The 16834-nt window shown below is 40.0% G+C and carries 14 protein-coding genes; 12 read left to right on the top strand and 2 right to left on the bottom strand.

Annotated features, from left to right (window positions below; all coding sequences use genetic code 11):
• The first annotated feature begins 64 nt into the window (after positions 1-64).
• The 3 genes from MHB50_RS09225 (at position 65) to MHB50_RS09215 (ending at position 2972) form a co-directional block, all read left to right on the top strand.
• On the top strand, positions 65-373 hold the full coding sequence (locus MHB50_RS09225) for a DUF485 domain-containing protein (RefSeq protein WP_077113041.1): 309 nt from the start codon (positions 65-67) through the stop codon (positions 371-373).
• 2 nt (positions 374-375) lie between these two features.
• On the top strand, positions 376-1908 hold the full coding sequence (locus MHB50_RS09220) for a cation acetate symporter (protein ID WP_077113042.1): 1533 nt from the start codon (positions 376-378) through the stop codon (positions 1906-1908).
• A 473-nt stretch (positions 1909-2381) separates the two neighbouring features.
• Entirely contained in the window at positions 2382-2972 is a 591-nt protein-coding gene (locus MHB50_RS09215; RefSeq protein ID WP_083717647.1) for a GrpB family protein, read from the top strand.
• A 187-nt stretch (positions 2973-3159) separates the two neighbouring features.
• Here the strand turns inward: MHB50_RS09215 and MHB50_RS09210 are convergent, their stop codons facing one another.
• Together MHB50_RS09210 and MHB50_RS09205 are read right to left on the bottom strand one after the other, a co-directional pair.
• Complete coding sequence (locus MHB50_RS09210) at positions 3160-4221, bottom strand: saccharopine dehydrogenase NADP-binding domain-containing protein (RefSeq protein ID WP_340085176.1); 1062 nt, start codon at positions 4219-4221, stop codon at positions 3160-3162.
• 637 nt (positions 4222-4858) lie between these two features.
• Positions 4859-6643 carry a PrpR N-terminal domain-containing protein gene (locus tag MHB50_RS09205; RefSeq protein WP_340085175.1) on the bottom strand — a complete coding sequence of 595 codons (1785 nt, stop codon included), beginning with the start codon at positions 6641-6643 and terminating at the stop codon, positions 4859-4861.
• A gap of 245 nt (positions 6644-6888) precedes the next feature.
• Here MHB50_RS09205 and MHB50_RS09200 point away from each other — a divergent pair, with 245 nt between their 5' ends.
• The 9 genes from MHB50_RS09200 to MHB50_RS09160 all read left to right on the top strand — a co-directional run bounded on the left by MHB50_RS09200 (position 6889) and on the right by MHB50_RS09160 (position 16819).
• A complete protein-coding gene (locus tag MHB50_RS09200; protein ID WP_077113045.1) occupies positions 6889-7914 on the top strand; it encodes an alcohol dehydrogenase catalytic domain-containing protein in 1026 nt (341 codons plus the stop codon).
• Between the two features lie 19 nt (positions 7915-7933).
• Positions 7934-8941 carry a TRAP transporter substrate-binding protein gene (locus tag MHB50_RS09195; RefSeq protein WP_340085174.1) on the top strand — a complete coding sequence of 336 codons (1008 nt, stop codon included), beginning with the start codon at positions 7934-7936 and terminating at the stop codon, positions 8939-8941.
• Between the two features lie 71 nt (positions 8942-9012).
• Entirely contained in the window at positions 9013-9489 is a 477-nt protein-coding gene (locus MHB50_RS09190) for a TRAP transporter small permease (RefSeq protein WP_340085173.1), read from the top strand.
• A complete protein-coding gene (locus tag MHB50_RS09185) occupies positions 9489-10751 on the top strand; it encodes a TRAP transporter large permease (RefSeq protein ID WP_340085172.1) in 1263 nt (420 codons plus the stop codon). Before MHB50_RS09190 ends, MHB50_RS09185 begins: the two co-directional genes overlap by 1 nt.
• 322 nt (positions 10752-11073) lie before the next feature.
• Positions 11074-12351: a 3-oxo-tetronate kinase gene (gene otnK, locus MHB50_RS09180; RefSeq protein WP_340085171.1), complete on the top strand. Its 1278-nt coding sequence runs from the start codon at positions 11074-11076 to the stop codon at positions 12349-12351.
• Positions 12344-12949, top strand: a complete 606-nt coding sequence (locus MHB50_RS09175; protein ID WP_340085170.1) for a class II aldolase/adducin family protein — start codon at positions 12344-12346, stop codon at positions 12947-12949. Before otnK ends, MHB50_RS09175 begins: the two co-directional genes overlap by 8 nt.
• Positions 12950-14187: 1238 nt before the next feature.
• Positions 14188-15126: a homoserine O-succinyltransferase gene (gene metA / locus MHB50_RS09170; protein WP_077113499.1), complete on the top strand. Its 939-nt coding sequence runs from the start codon at positions 14188-14190 to the stop codon at positions 15124-15126.
• Positions 15127-15266: 140 nt separating this feature from the next.
• The gene (locus tag MHB50_RS09165; protein WP_077113498.1) at positions 15267-15695 is read left to right on the top strand and encodes a cell wall hydrolase; all 429 of its coding nucleotides are present in this window, start codon (positions 15267-15269) and stop codon (positions 15693-15695) included.
• A gap of 101 nt (positions 15696-15796) precedes the next feature.
• Positions 15797-16819 (top strand): hypothetical protein, encoded by a 1023-nt coding sequence (locus tag MHB50_RS09160; protein ID WP_077113497.1) that lies wholly within the window; start codon positions 15797-15799, stop codon positions 16817-16819.
• Positions 16820-16834: the final 15 nt, after the last annotated feature.

The raw sequence follows: 16834 nt of genomic DNA, 5'->3' as shown, positions 1-16834 counted from the left end.
CTTTTTTGTATATAGTTATATTAATCTTTTTTCACAAATTTTTAATAATAGGGGGTGCAAAAGAGTGGCAAATTATGATAAAATCGCCTGCACAAAAGAATTTGTCGAATTAAAGCGTTCCAAGATGAAATTTATTTGGCCAATCGTTATTTTGTTTTTCTGTTTGTATTTATCGTTTCCATTAATGGCCGCATATGCGAAACCGTTAATGAGCAAATTCCTTTTTGGCAATATTACATTCGGATATTTATTTGGGGTGTCCCTGTATTTTGTTGCTTGGGCACTGGCCTTTGTTTATTTCTTGAAAGCAAAAGGCTTTGATCAAAAAGCAAAAGCACTCGTTGAAAAGTACAGGCATCAAAAGGGGGCATAAATATGGGAGCGCATTCATTCGGCATTATTTTATTTGTGGCAATTGTAGCAGCAACCATTTATATTACGCTGTGGGCGGCCAAACGAAATAAAAGTACTTCTGATTTTTATACAGCCGGCCGTTCTCTGACAGGATGGCAAAATGGTCTTGCCATATCCGGCGACTATTTGAGTGCTGCCTCTTTTCTGGGCATTGCCGGGCTGGTTGCATTGAACGGGTATGACGGCTTTTTGTATGCCGTAGGATGGATGGTTGGCTATGTCATTGTGTTATATGTCGTAGCGGAACCACTTAGAAACTCAGGGAAATTTACTGTGGCAGACGTGCTGGCGTCACGACTCAAAGAGCGGCCCATCAGAATGATGACTGCCACGGTCACATTAGTAGTAACATTGTTTTATATGGTTGCCCAAATGGTGGGAGCGGGAGGCATCATCCAGCTATTGGTGGGAATACCGTACGAAATATCGGTTATTTTGATTGGGGCCTTAATGATCTTATATGTCATGCTCGGCGGCATGCTTGCCACTAGCTGGGTACAGATCATTAAAGCGGTGTTGTTAATGTTTGCTACGCTTATTCTCGTTTTGTTTGTAGCGATGATTTTTAAGTTCAATATATCAGGTTTATTCGGAGAAGTCGTTGCCAGCAACGGGGCGGAATTCTTATCTCCGGGACTGCTGTATAAAAATCCGGTTGATCTGTTGTCTCTTGGGATGGCACTTATTTTGGGAACAGCGGGCCTGCCGCATATTTTAATTCGCTTTTACACGGTTCCTTCTGCCCAGGAAGCGAGAAAGTCCGTAATATGGGCAATGATTTTAATCGGGGTCTTCTACATCATGATCGCTCTTGTCGGGTTTGCCGCGTCGGTTCTTGTCGGGCCGGATGCCATTCGGGCGGCGGACCAGGGCGGAAACATGGCAGCTCCACTTTTGGCGCAGTTTATAGGCGGGGGAGAAGGAACACTTGGCGGAGAGATCTTTATGTCGCTCATTTCGGCAGTTTCATTTGCCACGATCGTCGCTGTTGTTGCCGGGCTCGTTATCGCTGGTTCCGGTGCTTTTGCCCACGATATTTATACAAACGTCATTAAACGTGGAAAGGTAGATAGTAAAAAGCAATTTAAAGTGGCAAGAAACACAGCTCTTGCAATCGGAGCCATTTCCATCGCACTTGGCATTGTCGCCAAAGGGATGAATGTTGCCTATTTGGTTGTCTTGGCCTTTGCCGTCGGTGCCAGCGCCAACTTGCCGGTCATCATTTTCTCTCTTTATTGGAGAAGGTTCAATACAGCCGGGGCAATTGCTGGTATGCTTGCCGGAATGGTAAGTGCTGTAACCCTTGTATTTATCGGGCCCAGCGTCATGGGGGAAAATGCCATATTCCCGCTGGCCAATCCCGGTATCATCAGCATACCGTTAGGCTTCCTCACCTCTATTGTGGTCACATTAATCACAAAGCCAGAATCTTCAGCTGAGAAATTCGATGAGTTGGATGTAAAATCGAATACCGGCTTGGGAGCGGAAATGTAACGATTTAATAGCCATTGAAATGCGCTGTTTCAAAAGAAACTTCTTTTGGAACAGTGCTTGTCTTTGTTTCCAATCTATCATGCTCCATAAAAAAAGCATCATTCCGTTTGGGAAGAAGGCCTGCTAGGATACTTTTTCAACCTTTGTATTTGCCAATCGTTTTCCACTTTCGGCAGCTCCACACTTTTTTGGTTCTATGTCAAGTGTTGGGAAGGGTGAGATTCCACCTCACTCCACCCAAAGGGTAGAGCCACTTTTTAAAGGATATGCCGGATGATACAAGATAACCAGTCGATCTTTTTCATAAAGAAAAAACGCCATTGAAAAATAGCTTTTTACCAAAAGGACTGCATGATTGAATTGCCTGCAATCCAACCATGGAGTCGAGGATTGAGATGGATTCGTTCATTTATTGTCAATAAACAGTTATTATGGTACGCTTGAAAGCTAATTTACCGGCAGGGGGAGTTTAGATGTCAGCGATGCAGGATGATTCGAGATTTATAGCCAAGAGTGATGAAGAGCTTCAGAAGGTCACGCTGGGAGAGCGGCAACCGCATAACGCACCCATCACTCTTGTCGAGTATGATTCGTGCTGGCCCAAGTTATTCGCACGAGAAGCGAACCGGATTCGGACTGTACTTGGCGACGAAGCATTGCTTGTAGAGCATGTCGGATCGACATCGGTGCCAGGATTATGCGCCAAGCCTATTATCGATATGCTGCTGGTCGTGGCGGATGCAGCCGATGAGGCGGCCTATGTCCCGGATTTGGAGGAAGCCGGCTACATGTTGCGTATCCGCGAGCCCGAGTGGTTTGAGCACCGTCTGTTCAAGGGACCCGATATTGATATCAACCTCCACGTATTCAGCGCAGGAGTGTCTGAGATCGAACGAATGCTGCGCTTCCGTGATTGGCTGCGGACCAATCATACTGATCGGGACAAATACGCACGCGCCAAGCGCGCTTTGGCACAACGCAAGTGGCGGCATGTGCAGCATTACGCGGATGCGAAAACCTCGATTATTCACCAGATTATGGCTCGGGCGAACGCAGATGTGTAGCTTGATATAAATAAACCCTGTCTGCATCGCTGGCAGGGCTTATTTTTACGTTATACTCAAGGGGACAGATCACACTAGTGAAACCATTTTTATAAGAAAACAACTTTGGAAAAATGCACTATAACGACTAGGCGGTAAAGTCTCAGTCGAAAGCTGGATACGTTAGCAGGTCTACTAATATAGCAATTTACTTTTCAAATTCCTCCACTACAATGTTGCTGCAATTTATTTCAGATAACAGTTCATCTAAATGTACTACCTCAAAAGGATAAATGACACCTTGCAACTTTTTTTGTTGAGCAATTTTTGTTAAGGAAGCAGTAACCATTGCTGTTGTATGATAATCAGAAAAGGTAGATAAAGATACTATTTTTACCTTCTCTTTGTTATTAATGATTCCTTTTACCTCAACGGTAAGAAAAGCATTTTCATTTTTATTTGGATTATGTTTAACTATTTGGGATAAAAATGTATGATTTAACTTATGAATTACTTCAATAAATCCAATTTGTCTTAGAAAAGAAACTAATGTATTGAAAACATTAACATTCCAACAAGTCCAATAATTTATAGATTGAATTGCTAATTGGTTTTGTAAGACGATTTTTTCTGAATGATGTATAAGTCTAAGCTCTTTTTCTTTAAGGTGATTAGCAAAATACATTTTTCTCTTTTTAGTAAATCCAGGTATCATTTTATTTTCAAAGCTTACTTGTTGAGAAACAATCTTTAACATATCTAACATTCCAGTTATTCCTGCTTGAGCATTAGTATTTTGTAACAATCCAACATTAACTTCTATTATTTCATCGAAATTTGAAACAGCTTTTTTTACCATTAATCCTGATAAACCAGGGAAAAATCCTGACATTACAATAGAACCTGTATCATTATTTTCCGCCATTTGATTTACAATATTTACTTTCTCTACAAAGTCATAAAATGGGGTAACGTCTACACATAATATCTTGTTATTCATACAAACTTCTTGAATAGTTGGATTTTTTTGTTTTAATACAACTACTACAACATCAATATTTTTAATAACTTGCTTTACATTCTCAATGTTATTTACATCTAAATATTTGAATTCAACATCATTTTTCAAAGAATTTGCTAACTGTTTCCCTCTCTCGTTTTTATAATCGGTTACTATTAGCTTTATTTGATTATCAAATACCCGTATTAATTCAATACAAATTAATTTACCAAGAACCCCAGACGCCCCAATAACCATCATTTTTCTCATATCAGCAAATCACCCATTTGTTTTTGTGTTTTAACCATATTTTATAGTAAAAATGATTAAACTATCCTGCTCCGATAGAGTACTAAATACCATACAGCGAATTTTGATAAGCGTAGACTGCGATACATTTCTGTCACTTCAAAAACAAAGAATGTCCATAGAACTCTTTGGTGTTATGTTTTGTACTTTCGCATTCAAAGCCTTCTTTAAAACGTGCTTCTTACCAGCGAAGTAGAGGAAGGTTCAACATAGCGTTTTATTCATTGAAACACTCGTTCTTTCTCTGTATGTAATAAATTGCTAACGCCTTACTCATCTTTAAACCCTCCAATGCGGATATCCGTTCCAATTATAACAACGTTTTTGAAAAGGTATCAAATATCACACTAATCTTTAACAGAGCTATTAAAGGTTCAAATATCTACACTAATCTTTAACAGTGCCATTCAAAAGAAATACAGTTTCAACAGTTCCCATCCAATCGTCACTATGGATCAATAGGACCGCATATTTTTTGGCGCCGAATTTGACATACCCGTTATATGGCCGATGGAAAGGAGGCTGTAAAAGCTTAAACAAGCAGGGCGACCCAAACAGGAAGCCGGTCGCAAACAACCGGCTTGACAGGAGAGGCTGTTTAATATTTCAGCTTTCTCCAAAGGGTACTGCGGCTTATTCCCAGTCGCTGGGCAGCCCTTGATTGATTGTAATTTTCATCCGATAACACTTTTTCAATAATTTCTTTATTTATTTCATCCAGTGTTTTATGTCCATGGAGGACTGGATTAATGATCTCAGTCTCTTCTATTTTTTCGTTAGCCAACACCTTTTCGATGGTTTCGTCAGCGATATAAAAATCATCTGTTAATAAAAAGGCTTTTTCAATAATTCGTTTCAACTGGATCAAATTGTATGTCCAGTGAAAATGTTGCAAAAGGTGGATTGCCTCCGGCTCTAATCCAAGAATTTGCTTTCCATATTTGGGCATTAAATCGCTTAAAAATATACTTACCAGACTGGGAATATCTTCCTTTCTTTCATTTAGGGCAGGCAAAGTCAACGGGAAGGCAGATAATTCATTTTGAATAAATTGCATTAAAGAACCCTGATCAAAGGAATGGGAATAACCACTCATACAGGAAAAAATAAAACGATTTCTTTTATGGACGTATGTGTTAGTTAAATAAGATTCTAAAAGCAATTGGCTATCTTCATTTAGCAGATGCATATTTTTGAAATAAAATGTAAAGTTCTCATTGAGAAAAGGAGAGTTTTCTGATTCAAAAATGGCACTCCATTTTTTTTCATTCATATAATGTGCGTCAATTATAATCATGGGCTGTTTCTGATAATTACTGCCGTGGTAGATGGCTTTGGCGAACGTATCTTTTCCAGTGCCTTTTTTGCCAAATAAGATGATCGGCATGTTTGTTTTAGAAACAGTTTTTGCGTCTTGAATCACTTTTTTAAATAATTTATTGGATGTTGGCAAAGAATCCAGTAGAATAGTCGGCTCATCTGAGACATTTGTGTAAATAACCGACTTGTCAACGGGCTTAATTTTCGATTTTTGTTTATTAATGTAAAAGGTGGGATAGCTTAATCCGTTCGATGAGATCATTTTTCCATGGAAAAGGTATAACTCACTTCCCAATGGCTTCATAATCGTTACTTTCTTTTCTTGCGTTAACATATCGACGTGCTTTTCCGCTTCGGAAATGATCATCTCCTTTATTTCTTTTGGTTCATCTACATTGGAAAATGCGATATCTTTTTTTCCATTAAATGCGATTATATGATCATTCACGTTTCGAATAATGTTGTGAGTTAACAGAATTTTTTCTTTAAATGTGGATATATGCTTAAACAGCTGGATAATATCGGTAAAGGCGGTTATGACACTTTCTCTTCCAGATGTAACAAGTATCGTATTTAATCCCATTTTTTTGGCATGCTTGACAGTAATAACATCACCAATGATCAAACTGATACCGCGTTCAATTAATTCATGAAGACAGTCATCGATTTCTGAAATGGAATGCACCGTTTTTATTTCCAGATGTTCGCCATGATTTAGTTGGCTAATGACTTTTGTTGTATCGGTTATACTTTTAAAACCAACAATTCCAAACTTTCCAGAATAACTTTTAGCTAATTTAATCGCCCGCATCATGTCGATTGCGGAAAGTTTAATATCAATCACGGGAAGGTGGGTTATTTCTTTAATTAATTCAGCAGTTCCCGCTCTTGATATAATCACATCAAAATCCTCGTATTTTTTTTCTTCTGCTATTTTTACGCCATCCAGCATATCTCCCACAAAAGCGTGAACTTCCAACTCTTTCATGTCTTCGGCAATTTCACAAATGAGATCTTTCATTCCGTTATACGGCGCAATTACCAGAATTTTTATTTTATTCATGATGCTGCCTCCCTCCATCTATTTGACTTTTTCCTATCGTAACATACTAACCATATTTTCATTATAGTATCAAATTAAAACAGATCAATGGAAAATTTTGTTAGTAAAAATCGCAAAATGTTTCAATTTGATACAAAAAACACTGTATATGTGCTAGAAAGCATTTGGTTGTGTGCTAAAATGAAATTGTGAAACATGTCATACATAATATATTTTGTAATCTAGTACGTGTTGGAGGGAAATGGATGAAAGCTGCAGTAGTAGTTGAACCGAATAAAGTGGAAATCCAAGATATTGGTATTCCAGAAATAAAGGGTGATGAAGTATTAATTAAAGTGAAAACAGTTGGTGTCTGTGGTTCAGATCTGCATTTATTTAAAGGAACCCATGCATTTAGAAAGCCTCCTGCGGTTTTAGGACATGAAGTAGCAGGTGAAATCATTAAGATAGGAAATGATGTCACGAATTTTAAAGTGGGTGATCGTGTCACGGTTGAACCACATATTGGCTGTGGCAAGTGCGAGTACTGTATAAAAAACCTCATTAATTTATGTAGCAATAAATGTGTTCCCGGAACGGAGAGCTGGGGTGGTACGTTTGCTGATTACTTTAACGCTCCCCAAAACAAAGTGTATAAAATAGCCGATCATATAAGTGACGAAATTGCTACTTTAATAGAGCCGCTTGCAGTTGGAATTCATGCTATCGAGCGAATTTCTGTTCCAGAAAGAGACACAATTGCTATTCTTGGCTCTGGAACGATCGGACTGCTCACATTGGTTGCTGCGAGGGAAGCAGGGTACAAGCACATTATTTGTACAGATACTCAGCCATTTAACTTGAAAATGGCAGAAAGGCATGGAGCTGCATTGGCTTTAAATCCTTTAGAGGAAGATGTGGCGGCTAAGATTTTAGAGTTTACAAACGGGAGGGGAGTAGATGTAGCGATTGTAGCGGCAGATTCCAAGGTGATTGTGGATCAAGCTGCGTCGATTGTGAGAAAAAGAGGGGAAGTTGGGATTGTGGCCATGATTACGCAGCAAATCCCAGTAAATACATATCAATTTGTTTTTAACGAAATCTCGTTGTTTGGCGCTATGACTTATGAAACAAAAGACTTTAAAAAAGCATGTAAGCTAATCAATGAGGGGCTTGATATTAGTGATTTCATAACGCAGCGTTTGCCACTAAATCAATCACAACAAGCCTTGGATATTCTAAGCGAGAAAAAAGAAAACGTAGTAAAAGTAATCGTTGAAGTAAATCAATAATCAGGAAGGAAGCAGCATCATGAAAAAAATATCTTACAAGTTAATCGCATTAATGATTTTGGTTGGTCTCATCATAGCGGGATGTTCTAATGATAAGTCATCCTCCAAGGATGGAAAAGATGATGTGTTAGTGTTAAAGCTAGGTCACATTCAATCAGAAAATGACCTATGGCAAGATGGAGCTGAAAAGTTTAAAGAAGAAGTGGAAGAAGCTTCTGATGGAAAAATCAAAATTGAAATTTATCCTAACTCTACCCTTGGCGGAGATAGAGATATGGCAGAAGGATTGCAAGTAGGAACGGTTGACTTTGCCTTGATTGCTGGAGTTTTAGGGAATTTTGAACCCTCAATTCAGTTATTGGAGTTGCCTTATATTTTCCGCAATGAAGAAGATTATCAAAAAATCGTCAATGGAGAAGTTGGACAGGAAATTGTTGATCGAGTTCTAAAAGCTTCCGATATTCGGATATTGGACTTTTGGGAACGTGGCCCGCGCCATATTACAGCCAATAAACCAATCAATACATTGGATGATCTGCAAGGCTTGAAAATGAGAATACCAGAAATAAAAGCAATGGAGCATACATGGAAAGGACTGGGCGCTGCTCCGACCACGATGGCATGGAATGAGGTTTATACAGGATTGGAACAAAACGTAATAGAAGCACAAGAAAACCCGATTCCATTTATTTATGGTGGCCGAATTCATGAGGTGCAAAAGTATATTGCTTTAACGGCGCACAAATATGAGTATGTCACATTGGCGATGAGTGACAGCACTTGGTCCAAACTAACGAAAGAACAACAAAAAATAATTGAGCAAGCTGCTAAGAAAGCTACGGAATTTGAGAATAAATTAGTTAGTGAGCAAACTGAGAAATTACTCGACGAAATGAAAGGTGAAGGGTTGGAAGTAACAAAACCGAATATTGACGAGTTTGCAGAGGCGGCAAGAGCCACACATGAGGACTTTGCAAAAACAGTTGACCTGGATCTTTACCATAAAATCATGAAAGAACTTGAATGATAAAAAGTAATGGGAGTAGAGTCTATCTTTGCTCCCTTCATTTTTCATTTCGATAGTTGGGGGGATTTCCCATGAAAAAACTTGATGGTATTCTTGTAAAATTACTGTTTTATATTTGTGGCTTTTTAATGTTTTTAATGACCGCAGTCGTTACAGCTCAAGTTGTTTCCAGGTATGTATTTGACAATCCATTTTCTTGGACAGAAGAGCTGGGTAGATATACTTTTGTTTGGGTATCTTTTTTAGGTATGGCGGCAGCTATTAAAGTCGGTTCACATATTGCCCTGGATATGTTAGTACGAGCATTAAAAGGATTGAGCAGAAAAATTCTTGCGGTATTTAATAACCTGCTTGTTCTTATTTTTGCCGTTTTTTTAACGATTAGTGGATTTAACTTAGTTGAATTGGGAGCGAGACAACATAGTCCATCACTAGGTTTGCCAATGGATATTGTATACATAGTCATTCCAATTTCTGGACTGCTGCTCATTTATTTTGTATTAAGTGAAACAATCCAAGTGGTCATAGGGAAGGAGGATGGCGTGTAATGGCGGCAATATTGTTTGGCTTATTTCTCGTGCTTTTAATACTGGGGGTGCCAATTGGATTTGTTTTGGCACTATCGTCTGTCGGCGCCATGTTCTCAGCAGATTATCCACTTGTTATATTGAGTCAGCGCCTTTTTACAGCATTGGATTCATTTCCGTTTATGGCCATCCCGCTTTTTATGCTGGCAGGCTCCATTATGAGCCACGGAGGTATAACGAAAAGAATTGTGGATTTTGCCCTATCCATATTTGGAAATATTAAAGGAGCGTTAGCTCATGTTGTTGCCACGAGTGGGATCATGATGGGTGGTATTTCTGGTTCCGGGGTGGCTGATACGGCTGCTTTGGGAGCGGTGATGGTTCCCGAGATGAAAAAAAGAAAGTATGATGCTGGTTTTTCCGCGGCTTTAGTGGCAGCATCTGGAAGCATAGGACTTATTATTCCACCGAGTATTGCCTTAATTATTTATGGTGTGACAACCCAATCATCCATTGGCGATCTCTTCGTTGCGGGGATTATTCCAGGTGTCGCCATTGGAGTGGGTTTCTTTATTTATTCCTATTTTGTGGCACGCAAGAAGGATTATCCCAAGGAAGGAAAAGTAAGTGCTAAAGGTGTTTGGACAAGCTTTAAAAAAGCGGTCTGGTCCCTGTTAATGCCTGTTATCATCATATTAGGAATTCGTGGGGGCGTTTTCACCGCGACTGAAGGCGGAGCGATTATTTCCGTTTATGCTTTTTTCATTAGTGCCTTTATTTATAAAGAAATCAAATTAAAAGACATCCCTAAAATTTTCTACGATGCGGCACTTAGTACGGCGGTCATATCGACAATCATTGCTTCTACATCTTTGTTTGGGTGGTTATTATCCAGTGAACAAATTCCGCAAAAGATTACTGCTTTTCTATTGGGCATAACCGATAATCCCATCTTGTTGCTTCTTATTATCAATCTACTGTTATTAATCGTAGGTATGTTTTTGGACAGCGGCCCGGCCATTATGTTATTGGCTCCTATATTGGCTCCTGTTGCCCAGAGTTTAGGTGTGGATATGGTACAGTTCGGAATCATAATGGTGATTAACCTTACAATTGGCTTATTGACACCGCCAGTTGGCACGTCCATGTATGTTGCCAGCAATGTTTCAGGGGTTCCTATCATGCAGCTTGCAAAAAAATTAATGCCGTTTTGGCTTATTATGATCACTGTTTTGTTACTCATTACCTTTATTCCAGGAATAACAACAATGGTTATTCAATAGACAAGATTCATGCGGTGCTTTAATCCGGTGATGAGAAGGGGAGCTAAGACTATGATCGCAAACGTCCTGTTGGCAGCTTAGGCAGCGACATCCACTCGCTTCGCTTGCGCTCGTACTGGACCTCTTTGTGACGGGCTTCTTCGAAAAAACTTATGCTTTTTTTCGTGCGATCACGATACTATCGAAGCTTTTCTTGTTCTTTTGCCTCGAATCAATCGAACTTTTACCGGCAGTTGCCCCCTTACTTGCATGAGTGTTTAGCGGGGGTTGCTTACTGGCAGTTAATATGATGAACAAAATCAAGTGAAGAAGGGAATGTATTATGGGGAAGATCATTTTAGGAATTGTAGCAGATGATTTTTCAGGGGGGAGTGATGCAGCCTCTTTCTTGGTGAAACAAGGGATTAAAACATTTTTGTATAATGGGATTCCCGAACTGCATGAGCAGAAAATGGAAGACAATGTAGCTGTTGTTATTGCGCTGAAAACAAGGACAGCTGAGAAGCAAAAAGCAGTCGATGAATCCATGAAAGCTTTTCAATGGCTTCGGGATCATGGCGCAGAACAGCTTTATGCTAAATACTGCTCCACATTTGATTCCACAAAGGAAGGCAATATCGGGCCAATCATAGACGAAGTATTAGAAACGTATGGAATCAAATATACGATTATTGCTCCGGCGCTTCCTATCAATGGGAGAATCGTTAAAAACGGGCAATTAATTGTGAATGGTGTCCCTTTACATGAGACTCATATGAAACATCATCCATTAACACCAATGTGGGATTCAGATCTTGCCCGTCTACTGGAACCACAAGGCAAGTATCCGAGTATTAAGCTCAATTATGAAAGTCTTGAGCGTTCTAAAGAAGAAATTATGGAAATGATGGATGAATTCGGCAAGGATAAGAAACATTTTTATGTTATCCCTGATTATATGGAAGAAAAGCATGCGCAAAAAATCGTAGAGCTTTTTGGAGATTTGCCGTTCTTAACTGGCGGGTCCGGCTTGATGGGCGAGCTAGGAAAAAAATATAAAAAAGATAACGATCAAACGAACATTATTACAAGCGGGACTTCCGGAAAAGCGATTATTTTGGCTGGAAGCTGTTCCGCGGCAACGTTGCGGCAAATCGAAGAATTTATAAATTCTGGAGGCAAAGCAATCAAAATTGAACCGTTACAATTGCTTTCCGGCAAACTATCAAAAGAGGATTTATGGAAAGAAATTCAAATCTTACAAGAAGAAAAAATATTAATCTATAGTTCTGATCGCCCTGAAAAAGTGAAGGAAGCGCAAGAAGCCGGGATGGAAAAGGTATCTGCCATATTGGAAAGCACTACGGCGTACATAGCAAAAAAAGCGGTCGAAAACGGCTTTTTCCGAGTTATTGTCGCAGGGGGAGAAACGTCCGGCGCAGTAACCAGGATCTTGGGATATAATGCTTACTATGTAGGAGATAGTATTGCTCCCGGCGTACCGATTATGGTGCCGGTTGAAAATAAAAAAGTACGTCTTGTATTAAAATCTGGCAATTTTGGTGATAAGGACTTTTTCATTAAAGCGGTGGAAATGACAAGAGGTGATATAAATGGCTGATTTGCAATCAAAATATGAGGAAGCCATTTGGATTGGAAAAGTTCTGTTTGACCGGGGAAAAGCAACAGGGTCTTCCGCGAATATGAGTTTTTTACACGATCATAAGATGTATATTACGGGAAGTGGAACATGCTTTGGCAACTTGACTGAATCAGATTTTGCGATATTGACTATGGAAGGGGAGCATGTTGCGGGAGTAAAGCCAAGTAAGGAGCTTCCTCTTCATCGAACGCTTTATGAGAAAGATTCCGCCACTAAAGCGGTCATTCATACCCATAGTATTTACTCAACTCTTTGGTCTTGTTTAAAGCATGAAAATGAAAAAGATATTATGCCATCATACACTCCTTATTTAAAAATGATGATCGGAACAATTGGATTAATTCCATATGGGAAGCCCGGCTCCGAAACACTGTTTCGTCATTTTAGAGATCGGGTTCATGATAGTGGTGGCTATATTTTACAAAATCACGGCCCCGTTGTAGGCGGAAAAGATTTAATGACCGCGTTTTATTGCTTGGAAGAATTAGAAGAAAGTGCAAGAATTGCTTGGGAATTACGGAATGAAGGTAACCGTGCAGTTTTGATCGATGCCTAAATATGTCAGTTCCTAGTGCATAGGTTATCCACCTGTAGCTTGGATTGATGAGCAGATTTAACCGACTTCAAGAGTGTTTTGCTTGAACTGACGAATCAATTATGCCAAACGGTGCTGGGACATAAGCAAATACGGAACAGCAAAAGGGGTCGGGACAAAACCCTGTAAAATGAAATAAACCGCATGGAATCAAGTTTAAAAACGGTGGTTACCCCTTGATTTCACGCGGTTTTATTTTCGCGATTTTTACGAATATGAATCAGCTTTCAAAAAAATCCCTATCATCGCTACGTCAACATAGTTCGCTTTCCGCAGGTTTCTTCAGCTTCCTTGGAAAGCAAAAGTCGCTTTCCTGCGGGATCTTCAGCTCGAGCTATTCCCGCAGGAGTCTACCTATTTTTACTACGCTAAAACGTTGCGTATTATACACTGGGATAATTTATCCGGCATGTAAGGTGCCGTAAGCTCCCACTTCAAAATCTTGTGTGAATACAAAAGGTCTAAGTGGGATAAAACGGCACCTAAATGCCCGATTGGTTCAACTAACATTCAAGGAGAAAAGCATTCCTTGAATGAAGTTTCACTTTATCCGGCATGTAAGGTGCCGTAAGACTCCCACTTCAAAATCTTGAGTGAATACAAAAGGTCCAAGTGGGAGAAAACGGCACCTAAATGCCCGATTGGTTCAACTAACATTCAAGGAGAAAAGCATTCCTTGAATGAAGTTTCACTTTATCCCGCATGTAAGGTGCCGTAAGACTCCCACTTCAAAATCTTGAGTGAATACAAAAGGTCTAAGTGGAAGAAAACGGCACCTAAATGCCCGATTGGTTCAACTAACATCCAGTAGGAGATGGAAGAAAACTCCTACTGAATGAAGTTTCACTTTATTGTTCGTTTTTTCATCAGCTGATTTAGTTGTGACCCAGCCTTTTGTGAACCCCTGATGAATGTCCGTGCACGAAAAAGCTCTATATGTAGCTTGTTAATCTTTTTAAATCCTTTTATGTCTGGTTCCTTCCTCTTTAATACATAGACTGAAGTGTGGTGATCAAAATAAGCTTCGTCCTTTGAAATGAACCATTCAATCTCAAAACGTGCCGCTTTTCGTCTAGTAGCTTTTCCAAATGTTAAACAGAAATGAAAATTCTTAACTTAAAATGGAATAACCGTTGCTGAAATTTTCATTCAGCTTTATAATAAGTTTTATTAGCTTGTGAAAGCAGGAGGGGTTTTAATTGCCAATTAATATTCCGAAGGAAATGCCGGCGCGGGAAATTCTTGACAAAGAAAAAATATTTGTGATGGATGAGGAAAGGGCCAGTACGCAAGATATCCGTCCTCTTAATATACTTATTTTAAATTTGATGCCCGAAAAAGAAAAAACAGAAGTTCAATTGCTAAGGCTTTTGGGCAATACGCCGCTCCAAGTGAATATTACTTTTTTACGCATGGAAACCCACCAGTCTAAAAATGTGAGCAAATCGCACTTGGAACAGTTTTATCAAACGTTTTCCGATGTTGAAAAATACTATTTCGATGGATTGATCATTACGGGGGCGCCTATTGAGCATCTGCCATTTGAAAAGGTGAATTATTGGGAAGAATTAAAAGCGATTATGGAGTGGTCCAAGGAACATGTAACATCTGTCATGCACATTTGTTGGGGAGCACAAGCCGCGCTTTTTTACCATTACGGAATCGGAAAATTCGAATTGCCGAGCAAGTGTTCCGGTGTATACAAACATAAGGTGTCTGATCATAAAATAAAGCTTGTCAGAGGTTTTGATGATATATTTTTGGCTCCTCATTCGCGTTATACAAGCATCAGCCGCAAAGAAATTCATGACCATCCCGAACTGATTTTGCTTTCGGATGGAGAGGCGGGGCCGTTTTTAATCATATCGAAGGATGAAAAGCATATTATGATTACCGGGCATCTTGAATATGATACAGACACACTGGCAACCGAATATGAACGTGACATCAAAAAAGGACTGGATATTCGCGTTCCAGAAAATTATTTTCCAAATAATAATGCAAACGAAGAACCGGTCAACACGTGGAGATCCCATAGCCACTTGCTGTTTTCTAACTGGTTAAATTATTACGTTTACCAAGAAACTCCTTATGAACAGGATCGAAAAATCAAAGTTGAGTATCCGACTTCGCTTTAATTTGTTGGGGGATGAATATACCGTCCCTCGTTTTTTATGCTTTCTGTCATGAGGAAGAACAGCCTGTTTCACCATTCAACAAACCGGGCGCGTGTCAATATACTATTCATGGATCGCAAAGTGAATTCGGAGGTGATGGCATGGCGGTCGTAAAAGCCAGGGAGTCTGATATCGATTTGCTGGCAAGACTTTTAAGAGCTGAAGCAGAGGGTGAAGGAATCCAAGGCATGTTGCATGTAGGGGCGGTTGGAGTGAACAGAATCCGGGCAAATTGCTCTGATTTTGTTGGAATTAGAACAGTTCCGCAAATGATCTACCAGCCCCATGCGTTTGAAGCGGTAATACATGGTTATTTTTACCAAAGGGCAAGGGAAAGTGAAAGAAGGTTGGCGAGAAGAGCGATCCGGGGGGAGAGACAATGGCCCGCCAAATACAGCTTATGGTATTTCCGCCCGGAAGGAGACTGTCCCGCTCAATGGTATGGCCAGCCGCTTGTCGCTCGGTATAAATCACACTGTTTTTATGAGCCGACGGGAGAAGAATGTCCGAATATTTACAGCACCTTTTGAATTGTTTGCAAACCCGCCGGAAGTGCGGGTTTTTTATTAGATTGAATTTACAGACTTTTTAATTGTAACATGATATATTAAAAGGGAGAGGAGGAATTTTTGTGGCGATTACGTTTAGAATGGAACCCGAAATATTTACGTTTTATGATGGTGAAGGAAACACAATTGAGCGCAAAACGGAGGTGCGTTTCGATCCGTTGACAGGGGAATCATCCCGGCTTGTTTTTGATCCCGGCTTACACATTACCCCGGCTGATTATCAGAAGGCGGCCGAACAAACAGAAGGTGCCAAATGTCCTTTTTGCCCGGAAAACATTATGAAAATGACACCTGTCTTTTCAAAAGAAATGACAGAAACCGGGCGGATCGTAAAAGGTGAAGCGACTTTATTTCCCAACCTGTTTCCGTATAGCAAACATAATGGTGTTGTAGTCATGTCGCGCCAACATTATGTGCGTTTAGAAGAATTTACACGCCAATTGATAAAGGATGCCTTCATGGCCGCGCAGACATACATACAAAGAGCCGCAGCCTTCGATTCAACAGCAACATATGCTTCCATTAATTGGAACTATCTTCCGACATCAGGCGGCAGCATCATCCATCCTCATCTGCATGTCATTATTTCAGAGACCGGGACAAATTACCAAGCATTGACAGGAAGCAAAGCCGATTCATTTGAAAAAGAAACAGGAAAGGAATTTTTTACAGCGCTTTATGATGCGGAAAAGACGATAGGAGAACGGTGGATTGGGGAAAAAGGAAATGTTGCCTGGATGCATGCCTTTGCTCCCAAAAGCCATCATGATTACGTGGCTCTTTTTAAGGGGTGCCACACTTTTGATTCGATTACAGAAGCTGACTGGGATCATTTTGCAGCCGGACTGCAGGCCATTTTTTCTGCTATGCGGGAACAGGGCTTTTCGAGCTTCAACTTTATTTTATCGGCTGATCCCAAGGGAAAAAGCCCGATCCACGCCAGGCTTATTCCCCGGTTAACGATTGGCGCATTACATACAAGCGATATCAACTTTTTCCAGGCGCTTCATCAGGAGCCGCTTACATATAAAGTGCCTGAAGATGTTGCTTCGTTTGCGAGATCCCGCTTTCATGAACAAGTGTAGAGGGAGTCTGGGTCC

It is taken from the genome of Siminovitchia sp. FSL H7-0308 (genome assembly GCF_037980985.1).
Taxonomy (GTDB): domain Bacteria; phylum Bacillota; class Bacilli; order Bacillales; family Bacillaceae_C; genus Siminovitchia; species Siminovitchia thermophila.
Note: the sequence above shows the minus strand (reverse complement) of the source record. Positions and strands in the feature narration are given on the sequence as shown.